At 38.5% G+C, this 17,597-nt stretch carries 21 protein-coding genes; 14 read left to right on the top strand and 7 right to left on the bottom strand.

The window, feature by feature from the left end; genetic code table 11:
- On the bottom strand, positions 1-606 hold a 606-nt coding region (locus O3C63_06850; GenBank protein ID MDA0772646.1), incomplete at its 3' end, for a hypothetical protein.
- A 97-nt stretch (positions 607-703) separates the two neighbouring features.
- A complete protein-coding gene (locus tag O3C63_06845; protein MDA0772645.1) occupies positions 704-1,003 on the bottom strand; it encodes a hypothetical protein in 300 nt (99 codons plus the stop codon).
- A 51-nt stretch (positions 1,004-1,054) separates the two neighbouring features.
- Here O3C63_06845 and guaA point away from each other — a divergent pair, with 51 nt between their 5' ends.
- From guaA to O3C63_06825, 4 genes are all read left to right on the top strand, one after another.
- Positions 1,055-2,662 (top strand): glutamine-hydrolyzing GMP synthase, encoded by a 1,608-nt coding sequence (guaA, locus tag O3C63_06840; GenBank protein ID MDA0772644.1) that lies wholly within the window; start codon positions 1,055-1,057, stop codon positions 2,660-2,662.
- Between the two features lie 284 nt (positions 2,663-2,946).
- Complete coding sequence (locus tag O3C63_06835) at positions 2,947-3,339, top strand: hypothetical protein (protein MDA0772643.1); 393 nt, start codon at positions 2,947-2,949, stop codon at positions 3,337-3,339.
- A 150-nt stretch (positions 3,340-3,489) separates the two neighbouring features.
- Positions 3,490-4,323, top strand: coding sequence for an RNA methyltransferase (locus O3C63_06830; protein ID MDA0772642.1), 834 nt, complete (start codon positions 3,490-3,492; stop codon positions 4,321-4,323).
- Positions 4,324-4,395: 72 nt separating this feature from the next.
- Positions 4,396-5,580: an AAA family ATPase gene (locus O3C63_06825; GenBank protein ID MDA0772641.1), complete on the top strand. Its 1,185-nt coding sequence runs from the start codon at positions 4,396-4,398 to the stop codon at positions 5,578-5,580.
- 20 nt (positions 5,581-5,600) lie between these two features.
- On the opposite strand, the gene O3C63_06820 is transcribed toward O3C63_06825, so the two are convergent.
- Positions 5,601-5,915 carry a hypothetical protein gene (locus O3C63_06820; GenBank protein ID MDA0772640.1) on the bottom strand — a complete coding sequence of 105 codons (315 nt, stop codon included), beginning with the start codon at positions 5,913-5,915 and terminating at the stop codon, positions 5,601-5,603.
- Positions 5,916-5,925: 10 nt separating this feature from the next.
- Positions 5,926-6,198 carry a hypothetical protein gene (locus tag O3C63_06815; protein MDA0772639.1) on the bottom strand — a complete coding sequence of 91 codons (273 nt, stop codon included), beginning with the start codon at positions 6,196-6,198 and terminating at the stop codon, positions 5,926-5,928.
- 28 nt (positions 6,199-6,226) lie between these two features.
- Between O3C63_06815 and ruvX the strand changes: the two genes are divergently transcribed.
- The 7 genes from ruvX (at position 6,227) to O3C63_06780 (ending at position 11,595) form a co-directional block, all read left to right on the top strand.
- Positions 6,227-6,637, top strand: coding sequence for a Holliday junction resolvase RuvX (gene ruvX, locus O3C63_06810; protein ID MDA0772638.1), 411 nt, complete (start codon positions 6,227-6,229; stop codon positions 6,635-6,637).
- A gap of 122 nt (positions 6,638-6,759) precedes the next feature.
- Positions 6,760-7,158: a flagellar basal body rod protein FlgB gene (gene flgB / locus O3C63_06805; protein MDA0772637.1), complete on the top strand. Its 399-nt coding sequence runs from the start codon at positions 6,760-6,762 to the stop codon at positions 7,156-7,158.
- Positions 7,159-7,163: 5 nt separating this feature from the next.
- On the top strand, positions 7,164-7,568 hold the full coding sequence (gene flgC / locus O3C63_06800) for a flagellar basal body rod protein FlgC (protein ID MDA0772636.1): 405 nt from the start codon (positions 7,164-7,166) through the stop codon (positions 7,566-7,568).
- A gap of 3 nt (positions 7,569-7,571) precedes the next feature.
- On the top strand, positions 7,572-7,892 hold the full coding sequence (gene fliE / locus O3C63_06795) for a flagellar hook-basal body complex protein FliE (protein MDA0772635.1): 321 nt from the start codon (positions 7,572-7,574) through the stop codon (positions 7,890-7,892).
- Between the two features lie 10 nt (positions 7,893-7,902).
- Entirely contained in the window at positions 7,903-9,564 is a 1,662-nt protein-coding gene (gene fliF, locus O3C63_06790) for a flagellar basal-body MS-ring/collar protein FliF (protein MDA0772634.1), read from the top strand.
- A gap of 1 nt (position 9,565) precedes the next feature.
- A complete protein-coding gene (locus O3C63_06785) occupies positions 9,566-10,291 on the top strand; it encodes a FliH/SctL family protein (protein MDA0772633.1) in 726 nt (241 codons plus the stop codon).
- The gene (locus tag O3C63_06780; protein MDA0772632.1) at positions 10,288-11,595 is read left to right on the top strand and encodes a FliI/YscN family ATPase; all 1,308 of its coding nucleotides are present in this window, start codon (positions 10,288-10,290) and stop codon (positions 11,593-11,595) included. Before O3C63_06785 ends, O3C63_06780 begins: the two co-directional genes overlap by 4 nt.
- Here the strand turns inward: O3C63_06780 and leuD are convergent.
- From leuD to O3C63_06765, 3 genes are read right to left on the bottom strand one after another with little or no spacing between them, the layout of a single operon-like run.
- On the bottom strand, positions 11,592-12,116 hold the full coding sequence (leuD, locus tag O3C63_06775; protein MDA0772631.1) for a 3-isopropylmalate dehydratase small subunit: 525 nt from the start codon (positions 12,114-12,116) through the stop codon (positions 11,592-11,594). The two genes, O3C63_06780 and leuD, sit on opposite strands and share 4 nt — an antisense overlap.
- 38 nt (positions 12,117-12,154) lie before the next feature.
- The gene (locus O3C63_06770; protein MDA0772630.1) at positions 12,155-13,024 is read right to left on the bottom strand and encodes a cation diffusion facilitator family transporter; all 870 of its coding nucleotides are present in this window, start codon (positions 13,022-13,024) and stop codon (positions 12,155-12,157) included.
- A complete protein-coding gene (locus O3C63_06765; GenBank protein MDA0772629.1) occupies positions 13,024-14,523 on the bottom strand; it encodes a proton-conducting transporter membrane subunit in 1,500 nt (499 codons plus the stop codon). The genes O3C63_06770 and O3C63_06765 overlap by 1 nt, the downstream gene beginning before the upstream one ends.
- A gap of 12 nt (positions 14,524-14,535) precedes the next feature.
- Between O3C63_06765 and O3C63_06760 the strand changes: the two genes are divergently transcribed.
- From O3C63_06760 to O3C63_06750, 3 genes are all read left to right on the top strand, one after another.
- Positions 14,536-15,813, top strand: coding sequence for a HAMP domain-containing sensor histidine kinase (locus O3C63_06760; GenBank protein MDA0772628.1), 1,278 nt, complete (start codon positions 14,536-14,538; stop codon positions 15,811-15,813).
- The gene (locus tag O3C63_06755) at positions 15,788-16,309 is read left to right on the top strand and encodes a hypothetical protein (GenBank protein MDA0772627.1); all 522 of its coding nucleotides are present in this window, start codon (positions 15,788-15,790) and stop codon (positions 16,307-16,309) included. Before O3C63_06760 ends, O3C63_06755 begins: the two co-directional genes overlap by 26 nt.
- The coding region (locus tag O3C63_06750; protein ID MDA0772626.1) for a hypothetical protein at positions 16,290-17,597 on the top strand (1,308 nt) is incomplete at its 3' end. The genes O3C63_06755 and O3C63_06750, both read left to right, overlap by 20 nt.

The following is a 17,597-nucleotide window of genomic DNA, read 5'->3' as shown; positions in this document are numbered from 1 at the left end:
GCCCAGTCCTAACTCTCTTCCTGCTACTCTATAACCGTCATAATCATTATGATCAGCTAGCCACTTTGCTTTTTTAAAAGGAGAATAGAAAATTGAAATAAATCTAGGATTAGACCTTAATTGTTTAGTGCTATTTTTACTGTGAATAACAGTTGTCTTCTTTAATGGACATTCAAATAACTGTTTTAATACTCTTTCACGTTCACCGAAATGAGTATCATTAACGATTCTTTCATTATTAGATAAGCGATCAAATAAAATTGCTCTATAACAGTCTAACAATAAAAAATATATACTCTGCTCACTCATATCCTGAAAAGCTTGAATCGTCAGCCCATTAAAAAATCTTTGATTAAAACCGCTTGGCAAGTTAGGGTAAATTTCTCTTAAGCTATTTTGTAAAAACTTCTTACTCTTAGCAATAACATCTTTATCATCGTTACCATTCAAAATATTCTCCAGCTCATATCTTATTTTTTGGGACTTAAGTTTTAACACTGTAAATAGACTCTGTTGGCCCTCTATACTACTTAAACTGAATCGCAAAGCTTGGCTGTTCTCTACAATTTGAGAATAGCTGAAGCCGAGTTGTTTAAAGCCAAACACCCTATTATCTTAACACGTTATGGGTAAAGATAGGGCGATTTCGCGAAAGATCAAGCAAACCTAAAGTAAGTATTTTCCCAAATAATCAAAGCTTTTTCTATCTTTTCTTGAAACCTCGCTTCGAATCTTTATCAGCTTTAACAAAATTTACACCTATTTTACATAGCGCGGACATGACGAATGGAGTATTTTTTGAATCAATTTTAGAATCATCCTCGACAGACGCTACACCTAAAACCCAGTGTAATGAATTCTCCACGCCCCAGTGAGCGCAAGCAGTCTCTAAAATTTTTTCTGCATTACATTCATGACTAGTCACAAAGCATCTTCTAAATTCAATGCGACCTTGATCTAGTTCAGCATTAGCTTCAGAATAACTATGTAATGTCCCCAACACAAAGAGCAAAGATTCGCGATAATAGACAGCAAAATGCTAAAATAAATAACTATGGAAACCCTTGCCAAATCCAATCAAGCAAAGCAACAAACCAAACAAGCAAAGATCCTAATCCTTGATTTTGGCTCACAATACACTGAACTAATCACCAAAAGGATCCGCAAACTCAAGGTTTATTCTGAAGTACATAGCTTTGATATTGACTATGCCGAAATAGAAGAAGATCTTAAATCAGGGGTTATTGAAGCTATTGTACTTTCTGGTGGTCCCAATAGTATCTATGGCGCTGAAGCGCTGATGTGCGACCAACGTATTTTGCAGTCGGGTTTACCAATACTGGGTATCTGCTATGGTATGCAACTCATTGCCAAAGAATTTGGCGGCATAGTAGAAGCCAGTAGCGAAAGAGAATACGGTAAGTCAAGCTTGCAAACCAAGGACTCTAATCTCTTTAATAATATAGAAGCAAAAGAATTTACCGTCTGGATGAGCCACGGCGATCACGTCACTAAAGTACCAGAAGGATTTGAAGTAATTGCAAGCACTAACAACGCACCAATTGCGGCAATGGCAAATCCAGAAAAAAAGATCTATGCTTTGCAATTTCACCCTGAAGTTAATCACACAGACAATGGTGGCGATATTATTAGCAACTTTGTTCTCAACATAGCCAAGGCAAGCACCAACTGGAATATGGCAAGTTTTATTGATCAAGAAATCAACAAAATCAAAGCAACAGTCGCTGATAAAAAAGTCTTACTCGCACTCTCTGGGGGTGTTGATAGTTCTACTCTTGCTTTATTACTAGAAAAAGCAATTGGCAAACAGCTCTACTGCATGTATATCGATCATGGCATGATGCGCAAAGGAGAAACCGATGAGGTCAAAGACTTCTTTGGTAGTCACAACGTCAACATGATTTACATCGACGCCAAAGACCGCTTCCTTAGCAAACTTGCTGGTGTAGATGATCCAGAAGCCAAACGTAAAATCATCGGCAAAGAATTTATTGAAACCTTCCGTGATGAATGTGCCAAGCTTGGCGATATCCAATTCTTAGCACAGGGAACTCTTTATTCTGACTTGATTGAATCATCAGGAATACGTATCGATCCCAAAACCGGCAAAAAAATCGCTGCCGTAATCAAATCACACCATAATGTCGGCGGCTTGCCTGAAGATATGCCATTTAAACTAATCGAGCCGATTAATACTTTGTTTAAAGATGAAGTTAGAGAACTAGCTCTAGAACTTGGTTTACCAGACAAGATCAGACTAAGACATCCTTTCCCTGGACCTGGACTGGGGATTAGAGTGCTTGGTGCTGTGACAGAAGAGAAACTTAGAATGGTTAGAGAAGCTGATTTTATTATGCGAGAAGAACTCCAGAAAGCCGGACTCTATGATTCCGTTTGGCAAATTCTTACTGTGCTGCTGCCAGTTAAATCAGTTGGAGTAATGGGTGACAAAAGAAGCTACGCACATCCAATTGTACTGAGAGCCGTTAGCTCGACAGATGCGATGACTGCTGACTGGTCAAGATTGCCTTACGATTATTTGGCAACTATTTCTACTCGAATCATTAATGAGGTTGATGGCGTTAATAGAGTTGTTTACGACATTACGAGCAAGCCACCAGGCACAATAGAGTGGGAGTAGCATTATTCTGAGCAAAGGCGAATACCCCGAAGCTTGTTCAATTTCAAAGTAATGATGCTGTTATAAATTAATTTGCTTCGGGGATGAGCTGCGCGATGAACGGACACGTAGCCGGTGCCCGCAGGGTCAAAATTTGCGTAGATACCTCGCCAGCTTTGCTGCCAGGAATATCACGGTTGCGAGAAAACCCTTATCATTTGATCGCATCGTAGCATAGCGGAGACGGATGTCAAATTAGATTAATCTAAACTTGCACATCACGAAACTACTATAGAATTGAATCAATGGAAACATACGCAAGTGCAACTCTCCCAAAATATTTATTGAACAAATTTAGTTTAATAGATCTTGATAGATGTTTTGAATACTTTGCTGTAGACCTCAAAGCTGTCAAAATGGGAGAAGAATCCATCACCCTCAAACTTTATGGTGACAAAGACAATATCAAAAAAGCAATCAAGGGTTTATACTCACTAATCAATAGTGACTATAAAAAACAAGCGCAGATTGATACCGAGCCCCTCAAACGAGTTCCTAACAAAATCAAAAATAGCCTGAATGAAAATGAAGAAACTTATAGAGCAAACTATGAGAAGCTCGCTGATCAATATATCCAAGACTGTTTTACTAATAACATACAACCACATCCGGAAGTAGTTGATGGCTTTGTGTTTTAGAGACTGTAGGGACACTCAATAGCTGCGTTACGCTCATTTTCCACAATCATCATTGGCAGCTCAGCCAACTCAACTTGTGGGAAACTCGCAAGCCTTGCTATTGAGCACCCCTACAGTCTCTAATTTATAATATAATAATAAGCAATGACTATGGCTTTAGACATCCAAACAATTGTAAGTAAAGAAAACCAGTACATCAAACTTGCAAGATTCTTACATCAAAGACGCGGGCGTGAAGAAAAAAATCTCTTCTTGCTTGAAGGAAAGACCTTGGTAGAAGAAGCTCACAAAAAAGATATCAAAATTCTCTACCTCTTTATAAGAGACCTCGAATCCCTTAGAGAAATTCCAAGACAAGCCAACACACAAGTTTTTGAATTACCCGAAGACTTAATGGCAAGAATCGCCACAACAGAAAGTCCGCCACCCGTAATTGCAATTGCCGAAATGCCCAGCTTTGAAGATCCACTAGAACAACAACTTAGTTTATTAAATGAAACAACAGAAGTTAAAAAAACAACTAACACATATTTATATTGCGAAAATATCACCGACCCTGGCAACCTTGGCTCTATCATCAGAACTGCTTTTGCAGCAGGAGTCAAATCTATTTATTTAAGCCCCGGCTCTGTAGATGTGTTTAACACCAAGGTCTTGAGAGCTTCAGTTGGTACAGCTTTTTATGGGCCTATCAAATATCTTGGGCTTGAAGAGCTCAAAGCCAAGATCCAAAATGAAACCAAAGCAAAAGCGATGAGCTTAGAGATCGTTGGCACCTGCCCGCGTAGCGACAAAGCCTATCAGGACCTTCAATTTAGCCCATTCAAAGATGTTTTGATTTTAATCGGTAACGAGACGAGAGGCTTGAGTGATGAAGCCAAAGAACTTTGCACCCAATTAATTAGTATCCCCTTAGAGAATGGTGTTGAAAGCCTCAATATACTTGCAGCAACCTCTATAATTCTGTTTGGGCTTAAACAATAAAGCCCCCGCATATGGTAGAATAACCCTAAAGATCCGGATTTAGCGTCTTATTTCGGATCTTTATCCGAGATTATGGCAAAAAACCTAGATTTTAATAGACATATCTCTTTTGAAGAAAACTATAGTTTTTTTCTTTTTGGTGCAAGGGGTACTGGCAAAACAACACTATTAGAAAAATTTTTTAAGAATAAAGCAAAGTTTTTAGATCTCTTGAATCCAGAATTAGAATCCAGGTTTAAAAGAAATCCTAATATTCTTATTGAGATAGTTAATTCTTTAACTGATGATGAAAAATATATTGTTATTGATGAAGTTCAAAAAGTACCTGAACTCTTAGACATAGTACACGGCTTAATAGAAAGAACCCCAAAATTATTTATACTCACGGTGTCAAGTGCTCGCAAACTTAAAAGAGGCAATGCTAATTTGCTTGCAGGAAGAGCTTTTACTTATAAGTTGTATCCATTTACTAGTTTTGAGCTTGTAGATAATTTTAATTTATCTCATGCGTTGCATTGGGGATTAATTCCCAAAGTTCAAGAGTTTGAAACTGATAAAGCAAAAGAAAAATTTTTGATTGCCTATGCACAGACCTATCTTAAAGAAGAAATTTTTGCTGAACAATTTGTTAGAGCCTTAGATCCTTTCAGGCACTTCTTGGAGCTGGCTGCACAGATGAACGGTAAAATACTCAACTTCACTAAGCTCTCAAGAGACATAGGTATAGATGATAAAACCATCAAGAAATACTATTCAATCCTAGAAGATACTTTATTGGGTTTTAGTCTCAAGGCTTTTAAACATTCGTTCAGAAAACAATTACAAACTAAAGCTAAGTTTTACTTGTTTGATACAGGGGTGAAAAGAAGTTTAGACAATACACTCTCTATTCCACTTAAGGAAGGTAGTTCAGCTTATGGCGAGGCTTTTGAGCATTTTATAATTCTTGAGATCATTAAGTTAAGCTCTTACTTCCACGAAGATTATCGTTTTAGTTATTTGAAAACTAAAGACGATGCAGAAGTTGATTTAATTGTGGAAAGACCAGGTCAACCTTATTTATTTATAGAAATCAAAAGCTCTAAAGAAGTACAAGAATCTCATCTGACAAACTTGATTAGGCTCTCAAATGATTTTGGGGACTGTGTTCCAATATGCCTCTCGCAAGATTCCATTAAACGCAAGATCTCTAATGTAGAAGTCTATCCTTGGCAAGAAGGTATTAAGCAGATGCTAAACCTCTGTAATTCTGTTTAGTCTTAAACAACAAGCTAAGATTAATCGTCAATGATGGAATGACCTTGGCTAAATTCAATTGCATCATTAATCAAAGTTTTTATCCTATCTCTTTCTAGAATATCTGTTACTTCCCTCTCTAATTCCTCTGAAGCCTGCGCATGATTTAAGAAGAACTGAATAAGCTTGGCTTTCTCTTCTACTGTCACATGAGAATCTAACGAGCCCTTATGAATAAGATCCAACAATATTACCACCAGATTAATCCTTGCTGAGGGGGCTTCGACACTTTTGTCCAGAGTAAAATCATGTCCAGACTCTCCTCTTGATCGTAGCACTACTCCTCTCTTTGCCAAACCGTTGCTTCTAACGCCCCTCAAACTTCAAATCATTACTTGCTTTAAGTTCTATCGCCAAAAGATCAGCAAAAGAATTCATTGCTGCTACTGGATTATCAAAACCCCCACTGATAACAACAAGCCGCTTTTTATGACCACCAGAGGAGCTCGATAATCTAAATAATAAATCACGTTTTTGACTCTCAAAATCATCCAAAGTGATCTGCAGATTCCTTGAAGCATGGCCATCTTCAAAGATCCCTCTTGGGGTATAATGACTTATAGTGCGAACTCTTTCCAATTAGCAATAATCATATCAAGATAAAGCCATGAAATCAATAATAGCACTAGACATCGGCAAAAAACGTACAGGAATTGCCAAAAGCGACATACTGGGCATTGCCGTTAATCCTTACGACACTATTGAGACAATATTGCTCCTTGACGAAGTCATCAAGATTGAGAGAGAATTTGGTATAGAAAAACTCATTATCGGAATACCCTTTAATATCGAAGGTGGTAGCAAAGAGACAGAAGAATTTATCAAAACCAAAAGCAAAGAAATTCAAGGCGAGTTTTCTAAAATAGAAATAATCTTTATCAACGAAAGCTTTAGTTCAAGAGAGGCAGAAGCTAGGCTAAAAGACAGAGGAGTCAAAATAAGCCGATACAACAAAGCATTAATTGACCAAGAAGCTGCTGCGATCCTGCTAGAGCAATATTTCAGAGAAAATACTTAGAGGCTCAGCCGCTGTGCTCCATCATATAGACTAGCCAACAACATTAAATAGCCCCAATCACTTAGGAAAGCAAAGCTCAATAGGGCCAATAAAGTATATAGATCCTCAGGAGTAAAGAAGCTATGGAAAATCAACCAATAAATAGACTAGGTAATCCTATAGAGAGTATTGGCTTTGCACTCCAGGGCCTTGAAATGCGCAGTAAAGCCATTGCGGGCAACATTGCAAATGTCAACACACCTGGTTATAAACGCAAGGTCGTCAACTTTGAAGATATTTTACAAGACAAAACCTTCAAGGATGTTGAAATGAGATCAACAGATAGTTCACACATCATTACTGGTACTGACTCAAATAAACCAATTGTAATTAGTGAAGAACAAAGTTTTAATGTTGATAGCAATAGTATTGATATCGACAAAGAAATGGTTGAATTAAGCAAAACGGGATTACGTTTCAAAGCACTTTCGGCTCTTGCAAAAAAACAGTTTGATCAAATGAAAGGAATTATAAGAGGCTAATAATTATGGATATGGATATTCTTAACACAGCCGGCAGCGCCTTAATCTCAGAGAGATTAAGAATGGATGTCATCGCAAGCAATCTTGCCAATGCCAATACCACTCATGATTCCAAAGGTGCAAACAATCCATACCAACGCAAGATAGTTCAATTTGAAACAATTTATGATCAAAAAACAGGTCTATCTAAGGGAGTCAATGTTGCATCAGTCACAGAAGACGGAAGTCCCTTAAAGCGAGTATATGAGCCTGGTCACCCAGACGCTGACGAGCAGGGCTATGTTGATTATCCAAACGTAAGCATAGAAAGAGAAATGGTCGACATGGTAACAGCCAAAACAGCATACGAAGCGAATATCAAAACTATTCAAGTATTCAAAAGTATGTTCAATTCGGCACTGGAGATTTAATCAATGACAATAGAACCTATTAAATTTAGTTTACAAGCAATCGAAACACCTCTTCTTAAAGCGAGTGTCTCATACTCTGAAGCCGAGCCACAAACTGGCAAAGAAGGTTTTGCGGCAGCACTTGGCAATGCCATACAGAACCTTAAAACAACTCATGCTGATGCAGCTCATGCGATGCAAGACTACAGCTCAGGTAGAAAAGATATTGATATAACACAAGTCATGTTAACGCTTGAAAAATCTCAAGTAGCAACAGACCTTGCAATTCAAGTTAGAAACAAATTTGTTGAAGGATTCAACGAATTAATTAGAATACAAATTTAGGAGATAAGAGATGGCAGAAGCGATAGACAACGATAACGAACAACAAGAAGCGCAAATAAACCCACCACAAGAAAGCTTTTCTAACACTAGTGGAATCTTTGGCTCAATGATGAGCACGAAAAACATGATTCTTATAGCCGTCATTTTACTTACTGTTTTATTTCTGATAGGCAGGGTCTTATTTACACCAAAATATCAAACCGTATTCAGCAATCTAGCACAATCAGATGCAGCTGCAATTAGCGCACATCTTGAAAAAGAAAAGATCAAATTCAAAATCTCACCAGATGGCACAGCAGTTCAAGTAGCCGGGATGTCAGTCCCCAAACTGAGACTAGAACTTGCTTCCAAAGGACTACCAAGAGGTAGCGGAGTTGGCTTTGAAATCTTTGATAAAACAAATATCAATATTTCTGACTTTAATCAAAAAATCAATTACAACAGAGCGCTTGAAGGCGAACTTTCTCGAACCATTAGCTCATTAGACTCAATTAAGTCAGCTAAAGTACACCTAGCAATCTCCAAAAAAAGTATCTTTAAAGATCAAAACAATGATTCTAAGGCTTCTGTAATCATCAATCCAGAATTTGGAGCAAAACTAAGCGAGGAACAAATCAAAGGTATTCAACATCTAGTAGCAAGTGCCGTAGAAGGACTAGAAACAGACTACGTACAAATCACTGACCAAGAAGGCAACGCACTAGTCAAACCAAATGATAAGGATTCTTTAGAACAAAACAAAACAGCTAATAATGACGTGAAACTCAGGTCTTATGAAAAAAAACTTGAAAAAGAATTAATAGAGATGCTCTCTCCAATTCTAGGAGCTGGTAATGTATTAGTAAATATCACAGCTGAAATGAACTTTGATGAGTCTGAAATGAATATCGAACTTTTCTCACCAACCATTGGTGAAGACGGACAAAAAGCCGAACCGGTAGTGAGAAGCGAAAAAACTAGTCAAGAAAGATACAAAAATGAGAAACCAAACAACTTTGGAACAGCAGGCACCCAAAACAATATGCCGAGTTTTGTAAAAAATGGTGAACCAAGACCAACAGAAAAAGACTACAACAAAGAAGACAAAACCAAAAACTATGAAATTAGTAAGTCAGTTGAAAGAATCCGCAAAGCCAGTGGACTACTCAAAAAACTATCTGTAGCAGTAGTTGTAAACAAAGAATTGTCCCCTTCTGAAAGAAGTACTCTAAGACAAACGGTACAAGTCGCAGCTGGTTTAAACCTAGAGAGAGGAGACCAAGTAATCGTAACGGGAATCCGTTTCTCTTCTACCCCATACTCTGATATTGCAAGTCAAGAGGCTCAAAAACATCTCTCGCAAATGGAAAAAGAAGCCAAGATCAAAAAATACTTGTCTCTTGCATTAATTCTTGCTGTAGGAGTAGCTATGTCACTAGTCTTGCTCTTCTCATTAACCATCGGAATTGACAATAGTAGAGCAAAAGAAATTGACAACATCCTTGATGAAGAAGAAATCCCAATGCTTAAAAGAATTGACAACCGTATACAAGAAGCGGAAGAAGCCTACACTAGACAACTATCGCTAGAAGGAAATAGAAGTGTTGGTGCCATGAAAGATGGACTGTCACAAATGGCAATGCAAGACCCTAAGACCATTGCACGAGGTCTTCAAGCCTACATGAACGATTAATATGAACCTATCAAAAAGATCATCCGGCATATACAAGAAAGGCGCCTCGCAAAGCCAGGGCAACGTTGTAATTGGTGGAATTGATCAAGAGCTCATAGAAACACGCAAAAATCTACTTGAGGAAATGACCGAAACAGCAGAAGCTAAAGCAGCTAGCAATATCAAAAAACTCACAATTCTTGCAAATCAAGAAGCCGAGGCTCTTATTAAAGACGCCAAGCAACAAGCTACAACAATTGAAGAAAAAGCTTTTGAGCAGGGTTATCAAGCCGGACAAAAACAAGCTATCCAAGATTGTGATGAAGAACTCAAATCAATCCTCACAGAAACAGCTACGATATTAAAAACCATCGAAAAAGAACGAGATGAAGCGCTGGCTGATGAAGAGGCGAGGATCTATAAATTAATCACCATCATCGCTCAGACGATTCTCAACAAAGAATTGGAAATTAACGAAGAAACTTGCCTGAATTTTATCAGCAAAGCCATTAAAGAACTAGAACACAAGGCTCAAGTCAACCTAATCACAAATCCACGAATAGCCAAGAAACTCAACCAACTCAAGCCAGAATTATTAAAAGAAAATCCCGAGCTAGAACAACTGACTATCAGCACAGACAGTAAATTTGGCAATGGAGACCTAATTCTTGAATCGAACAAAGACAGATTAGATCACAGGCTAGCTAGCAAGCTTGAGTTAATGCTAGAAGAAATGTTGAAACCATGAAGTTAGACTTTGAAAAGCTCGAAGAAAAAATCAAAACTGCTGATACCACTCGCCGTCTTGGTAGAGTAGTTAAAACTATTGGTCTTTTAATTGAAGCTGATGGTCTTAACGTAGAGGTTGGAGAGCTTTGTTATATCAAAACCAGCGAAGGTGAAATCAGGGCAGAAGTTGTTGGATTTAATAATGGCATGGCAGAACTTATGCCCCTTGGAGAAATCCACAAAATCAAAATGGGCGCAGAAGTAATCCCCAGCAAAAAGCAAGTGTCAATCAAAGCCGGTCCTGAATTGATTGGTAGAGTCATTAACGCTTTTGGTGAAACTATCGATGATAAACCAGCCCCAAGACTTCACGACCAACTAGCTCAATGGGGCAGTAAAATCAACCCTCTTAAGAAAGAAAGAATCACTGAAAGACTCAATTTCGGAGTTAAAGCTATTGACGGCATGCTCAGTTGCGGCAAAGGACAAAGAATGGGAATTTTTGCTGGCTCAGGAGTTGGTAAAAGTACCTTGATGGGCATGATTGCTCAAAACTCAAGTGCTGACCTAAACGTCATAGCGCTTGTTGGTGAACGTGCCAGAGAAGTGAGAGAGTTTATTGAAGAGAGCCTTGGACCAGAAGGGCTCAAAAAATCAATTGTCATCGTTACCACAGGGAATGAACCAAGCTTAGTTAGAGTCAAAGCGGCTTTGTTTGCTCATTCTATTGCTGAATACTTTCGAGATATACATGGCAAAGATGTCATGTTAATGCTTGATAGTATTACTCGTGTCGCACTAGCCCAACGAGAAATTGGGCTAGCAACCGGCGAGCCACCTGCAACAAGAGGTTATACTCCAAGTGTTTTTGCTCTATTACCGCGCATGCTCGAAAGATCCGGTACAGGCGAGAAAGGTAGTATCACGGCACTCTACACAATCTTAGTAGAAGGCGATGACCTGAATGAGCCTGTTAGTGACTTAACCAGAGGAGTACTTGATGGTCACATCGTACTCACACGTGAGCTTGCTTACCAAAACCATTTCCCAGCAATTGATATATTGCAATCAGTGAGTAGAGTAATGCCAAGTATCATCCCTCCAGAACAAAACGCTAAAGCAAACGAAATCAAAGCACTTATTGCAAGCTACCGGGACGCCCAAGACCTTATTAATATTGGCGCCTACCAAAAAGGCTCAAACCCAAACATTGACAGGGCTATTAAAGCCAAACCTTTTATAGACAATCTCTTGCAGCAAGGGATTACGGAATATAGCGAGCTTGAAGAGATAGTAGAGCTTATGAAACTAGTTGTGGGTTAAGACTTTGCTGCTTCCCAAGCTTTAATCTCAGGCACTTTAGCATCCAAAAACTTCATAAAACCACCCTTGAGAATAAATTCTTTTTTCAATGAATCTAATTCAAATTTGTATTCTTTATCTGTTCTAAGAATCTGAGCGTCAACATCAATTTCAATTTCGCCCTTGTATTTAGAAATCTCTTCAATCTCAGGGACAGTTAAGGTGACTGGCACCAAAGCATTGTTATAACAGTTTTCTTCAAAGATACGCGCAAAGCTCGCCGCAACCACAGCTTTAAAGCCTCTATCAGTAATTGCCCAAACCGCATGTTCGCGAGAAGAGCCGCAACCAAAGTTTTCAAGAGTTATGATGATTTGACAATCATCATGTTCGATAGCATCAAGTGGATTATTCGGAAGATCTTCAAAAAGATATACTCCTAATCCTGTTTTCAAGATACCCGTAAGGTGCCTTGCTGGAATAATTTGATCGGTATCAATATTAGAAGTAAGTATATTTAGGGCTTGAGATTTGAACTTCATAGAGTATTATTATAGCAAGACTCATTAGCCAAGAGCAACTAACTCGGCTCTATATGAATCAAAACCTCTGCCTTACCAAATTTATCAACAATCTTGGTTTCTATTTGATGGCTTAAATCATGTGCTTCTTTCAGAGAATCAGTGTCAAAACGCACCGTCATCTCAACAAAAGCATGATGGTTGCCCTTGCGAGATCTCAAATCGGCATAACTAACAACTTTGTCTGTAGACATAATCAAGTCATTAATCTCATGCTCTCGAATCCAAGCTTCGTCAACCAATAGCGGCACCGTTTGCTTTAATATCTTCCAGCCGCCTCTTACAATCACTACTGCTATCACTATCCCCAAAAACGGATCAAGCCAAAGATAGCCACGAGCAATAAAAAATACACTACAAAGAATAGAGACCGTCACTAAAATATCAGAGAAAGTATGGGCAGCATCTGCTTGCAACAACTGACTATTCAATTTTTTGCCAGCACGACTTTCATAAAGCCAAACAAAAATATTAATCACCAAAGTAACCAATAATAAATAAATCGTCATTCTATCAATATGCGGATAATCCCCTGGATTAAAAAATCTCATAACAGATTTTTCAAGCAACTCAAAACTAGTAATTGCAAGAAACGCAACAACAGCAAGCGCTCCCAATGTTTCAAACTTGGCATGCCCGTATGGGTGCTTCTGGTCAGGCGGCTGGGCAGCAAGCCGAATCATCACCAAGCCGATTATATTATTGAAACTATCGATCCCAGAATGAACCGCATCACCCAAAATACTCAATGAATGTGCTTTCAAACCTATAAATAATTTGATTCCAAAAACAATTAAATTAAGGACAAGTATCCACTTAAGTATCAAACTTACTTTGCTTGAAGAACTTAGATTCATTGCCAAATGCATTAGTTAAGGGCTCGCAAGACCGTTGCAGCAACTCTATGCAGCCAATCCATACCAAAGATACCGATCACCGCCATGATGACTACAGACAAATAAAGACTAAGCTTGACTAAACAATTGCCGTCAATTTCTTTATCATTCATTTGTTTGACAACCGTAGATGGCTCATCAACAACCATGATTTTGATAAGATAAAGATAGTAAAAAAGACCAATCAAAGAACCAAGCAAACCAACTAGTGCAAGCACTAAACCAAAATTAATTCCATAAAAACTTAAACCTGAAGTATAGGCAGAAGAAAACAAATAAAACTTAGCAATAAATCCAGCTGGAATAAATGGTAAGCCAGCCAAATTAACCAAACAAAGCGAAGCGGCAATAACCACTCCAGGACGCTTTTTAATCAAACCAGACATATCATAAATCTCATCAGAACCTGTTGTTTGCTCAAAGTAAATTAAAGCAAGAAAAGCACCTGTATTCATCAAGGCATAAACAGTTAGGTACATTATTAAAGCAGCAACACTTCTACCTTGAAATACTGCAAGCCCGATTAATAAATAACCAGCCTGAGCAATTGAAGAATAGGCAAGTAGGCGCTTAGTAGAACCTCGTGAAATCATCTGGATAACCCCGACATAATTGCCGATAATAATAGAAAGAATCGCAAGAACCGAAATCAATAAAGCCATTTCTTGAGTAAGAAAAACAAAATGAAAAAGCCTAATAGCTAATCCTAAAGCTGCAACCTTGGATACCACTGAAAGAAAAACCGTTGTTGTTGTGGGCGCGCCAGTATAAACATCAGGCGACCAATTATGGAACGGAGCCGCTGCTAATTTAAAACCAATAGTTGCGACTAAACAAATTGAAATCAAAGCAAGTAAGCTTGGTGACAGTAGATTAGCTTCTGCAAGCTTAAAGATTCTTAGTGCTATTTCATTGAAATTAGTTGAAGCAGTCAAACCATAAATCATTGAAATACCCAACAAAAGCACCGCTGTTGCAACAGCAGAGTTGATAAGGTATTTGATTCCCGCTTCATTAGAACCTTGATTTAACCTAGCGTAAGAAGCCAATAAAATTGCACTCAAGCCTAGAGTTTCAAGAGCCACAAAGAAGACTAAAAAATCATTTGCTGATACCAAGAATCCCGCCCCAAGACTGGCTGTAAGTATGATGGGATAATACTCTGATGGGCTTTCAAGCCTTTTGAGATATTGATTAGATCCCAATACTATTAAAAAACTAGCCCCATAAATTAAGAACCTAAAATAGATAGATAAGGCGTCGTGATTAAAACTATTGAATAAAATAGTCTTAGATTCAGCAGCAGGGAAATTCATTGCTGCGGCGATTGATGCCGTAACTAAAACAATTGCTGCAAGACCAGGCACGTATTTCTTGCTAGAATTAAACAAGCTCATCGCAAGAGTTAGCAAAATGCCAATCAAAACAATGATCTCGGGGTGCAATACAGATCTTATCTCAGTCAAGTCCATTGAAACAATTGTATGATATCTACAGAAATAGAGCAAATTTTAAAAAATCAGCCCAGTTTAATATCTGAGCTGATAATCAAGCTCTCTGACTTCAAAAATATTGATGATGCTCTCCATTACCTTGTAGATACCAGTCAAACGGTCTATGGAGCCGAGAACTGTTTCTTTGCACTAATAAAAGAAGAGTCTTTGCTAATCCAAGCACAAGCAAAAAAAACAAAAATTAAAACAGAATTCAACATCAACATAAACCCTTTTGAATGCTTAACTAAACTTGAGGCTTGCTGCAAAGACAACTTTGTATATTTACCGCTCAATATTAATAAACAATTATTCGCCGTACTGGTACTTTGCTACAAAGATCAAGAATCAAAAGCAATCTTCCAATCAATGCAAAAAGAACTTGAGCTCTTTGCAAAACAAGTCTCTATCTTCATTAGCTCCAATCAACAAATTACAGATCTGCAAGCCAGCAACAAAAAACTACTAAAACAAGATCAGCTCAAATCTCAACTTATTAGTACCATCTCCCATGAATTAAGAACCCCGATGGCAAATATTCTTGGCTTTAGTGAATTAATGAAAGATCTCAAGCTTGACCAAAAACACCAAGAATATAATCAAGAAATTCACAATTCTGCTTTAAGGCTTTCAAACTTGATTGATAATTTTTTAGATCTTTCTAGAATTGAAGAAGGTCACGAGCTTGAATTAAACAATCTTGAAGAAATTGAACTCGACTGGCTAGCTGAGCGTGCCTGGTCAATGCTTGGGGCAATCAATCAAGCTCATCAAATCACCTGGGAATTCCCTGATGATCTTCCCGCTATCGTTGTAGACAGTGAGGCAATAACTCGGGTATTTCTGAACTTATTTAATAACGCAATCAAATATAGTAGACCTGTTTCGAAACAAAGTTTCGATGTACAGGTTGCTCAAAAAAAGGTAGCAACCGCGCGAAATGCGCGTGTTGCCTTTGGAGATAATTCCGAGCAAATCCACTGCAAAATAAGTCACAAACAAGGGCTAATCACGGTTTCAGTCCAAGATCAAGGCATCGGACTAGCAGAATCTGAACTGGAAATGATTTTCGAACGCTTTTATAGGGTAGAAAATAAACAGAGCCGGCATATTGGCGGGACTGGACTCGGGCTCTGGATCAGCAAAAAGATCATCGAAGCACATGGTGGTAGAATTTGGTGTGAAAGTGCAAAAGGACAAGGTTCAACTTTCAATTTCAGTTTAAAAATAGGAGCGCTTGAGAATGCTGAACAAATTATTTTACATTAGCCTCTGCATTGTCCTATCACAAGGACTGGCAAACGCCAAAGGCAACTTTCTCAAAAGCCTTCCTCTTATAAGTAATCAAAAGAGAGTCAAAACACAAAAACCAATCTATTACGAATTAGTTCTTGAAAACATGCGCCCAGACGCTGATGAATTCTATGTCAACAGCATCTTTACCATCAAAGGTAGACCCAAGGCTACTATCGCAAGATCAGTAAATAAAAGAGCTGGTGATCTTTATCAAAACTATGTTAGCTTCGGCATCGGCGACTATATCGCTGACAATATCAAAATTATTGATATCATGCCCAAACTCAAAGAACTTATAGTTCTTGATGAGACCCGTTATGAATACTATGGTCTAACGATGGGATATGGCACAGCTGTCTCAAGGCTTATTCATAAACCAGGTTACACACCAACTAATCCTCGAAATAAGAAAAAATTTGGTAAAGCGAGAGAAAAACCAGAAGAATTAAATGAAAACAACCCTAACTAGATTTATAGCAATAACACTTTTAATAAGTTGTCTTAATTCAGCCCAAGCCGCTAGTATACTTGGCGTTTGTTCCACTAACGCCGATTTAGATCGCTGCAAAGCCAGCAAATTATTTTTTCCAACTTATGAAAAAACCGGTTCTACTTTTGATTTTAATTTCAGGGTAGATCAAGGAGCGATTGGAGATATCGATGAGGATACAGCTTATAACACCACAATTGACATACTAGATCTTTGGGAAGCCGAATCCAGCCTAGCATTTGTTGATACTGGCAGATTAAGCCAGGACATCACCGGTAACAACTTTGCCTCGGTGCTAGAAACCAGTAACCCACTAGGTTTTAGCCCTATTGTTTTTGATGATGATGGCGAGATCACCGATGCCCTTTTTGGTAACGGAGCAAAGAGCAGCGTACTTGGTTTTGCTGGAGCGACATTCTTTAATACTAGTGGTGAAAGTATCACTGGAATCAGAGAATCTCAAGCTGTCTTTAATGGATTTTTGTTTAGCGGTGCTGGTGGTGGTGGATCTCTTGCTTCAATACTAGTGGAGTTCAAGACAACGATCTTGCATGAGTTCGGGCATATGTTTGGCTTGGATCATGCTCAAGGTGGCAATCTTGAGGATTTCAATGATGGTACTGGCGATCAAGAAGATATCCCGGTGATGTTTCCTTTCGCTGCAAACCCATTAGTAGAATTGCAACATGATGATATTGCAAGCGTCCGAGCTGTTTATCCTGTAGGTAACGAAGCGAGTTCTTTTGGTACTATCACTGGTACTCTTGTTAAAAATGGCACTAAAGTACGAGGCGCCAATGTTGTTGCTTTTTTAACTGACGACTCCAACCCACGCAAACGAGCTGTTTCCGGGCCTTCTGACGTTAATGGTGCAGGAGACGGTGCTTTTTTATTGCCGAACTTAATTCCTGGCACCTATGTAGTTAAAGCTGAACCTATTGATTCTGAATTCACCGGCGGCAGCTCACTTGGTCTCTATGACCCGATTTCATCAAATAATATGACCACTGGTTTTTATAACGGCGACGGTAATAATATCATCGCTACCAATAATCTAAACACCGGCATTAGCCAAGCACAGCAAATCACTGTAACAGCAGGACAAACTAACAATATAGTTTTTGATATTGGTGATAATCCTGGCGGCACTGATGGCGGCACTGACGATACCAATGGCTCAACAGCTGAAGCGACTTTCACTCTTGGCGGCAAAGCTGTTAAGCAAATCATTCGCACCAAAAATTTTAAAACTATAATAGTCAAACTC

This window comes from Cyanobacteriota bacterium, assembly GCA_027618255.1.
In the GTDB taxonomy this organism is placed as follows: Bacteria; Cyanobacteriota; Vampirovibrionia; order LMEP-6097; family LMEP-6097; genus JABHOV01.
Note: the sequence above shows the minus strand (reverse complement) of the source record. Positions and strands in the feature narration are given on the sequence as shown.

Bases quoted from the DNA above. Each gene is read 5' to 3' on its own strand.
- O3C63_06755 (MDA0772627.1), top strand. From the start codon at position 15,788: ATGCTGAACAAATTATTTTACATTAGCCTCTGCATTGTCCTATCACAA.
- O3C63_06780 (MDA0772632.1), top strand. From the start codon at position 10,288: ATGAAGTTAGACTTTGAAAAGCTCGAAGAAAAAATCAAAACTGCTGAT.
- O3C63_06825 (MDA0772641.1), top strand. From the start codon at position 4,396: ATGGCAAAAAACCTAGATTTTAATAGACATATCTCTTTTGAAGAAAAC.
- O3C63_06760 (MDA0772628.1), top strand. From the start codon at position 14,536: ATGATATCTACAGAAATAGAGCAAATTTTAAAAAATCAGCCCAGTTTA.
- flgB (MDA0772637.1), top strand. From the start codon at position 6,760: ATGGAAAATCAACCAATAAATAGACTAGGTAATCCTATAGAGAGTATT.
- O3C63_06830 (MDA0772642.1), top strand. From the start codon at position 3,490: ATGGCTTTAGACATCCAAACAATTGTAAGTAAAGAAAACCAGTACATC.
- leuD (MDA0772631.1), bottom strand. From the start codon at position 12,116: ATGAAGTTCAAATCTCAAGCCCTAAATATACTTACTTCTAATATTGAT.
- O3C63_06835 (MDA0772643.1), top strand. From the start codon at position 2,947: ATGGAAACATACGCAAGTGCAACTCTCCCAAAATATTTATTGAACAAA.
- ruvX (MDA0772638.1), top strand. From the start codon at position 6,227: ATGAAATCAATAATAGCACTAGACATCGGCAAAAAACGTACAGGAATT.
- O3C63_06770 (MDA0772630.1), bottom strand. From the start codon at position 13,024: ATGCATTTGGCAATGAATCTAAGTTCTTCAAGCAAAGTAAGTTTGATA.
- flgC (MDA0772636.1), top strand. From the start codon at position 7,164: ATGGATATGGATATTCTTAACACAGCCGGCAGCGCCTTAATCTCAGAG.
- fliF (MDA0772634.1), top strand. From the start codon at position 7,903: ATGGCAGAAGCGATAGACAACGATAACGAACAACAAGAAGCGCAAATA.
- O3C63_06765 (MDA0772629.1), bottom strand. From the start codon at position 14,523: ATGGACTTGACTGAGATAAGATCTGTATTGCACCCCGAGATCATTGTT.
- O3C63_06785 (MDA0772633.1), top strand. From the start codon at position 9,566: ATGAACCTATCAAAAAGATCATCCGGCATATACAAGAAAGGCGCCTCG.
- fliE (MDA0772635.1), top strand. From the start codon at position 7,572: ATGACAATAGAACCTATTAAATTTAGTTTACAAGCAATCGAAACACCT.
- guaA (MDA0772644.1), top strand. From the start codon at position 1,055: ATGGAAACCCTTGCCAAATCCAATCAAGCAAAGCAACAAACCAAACAA.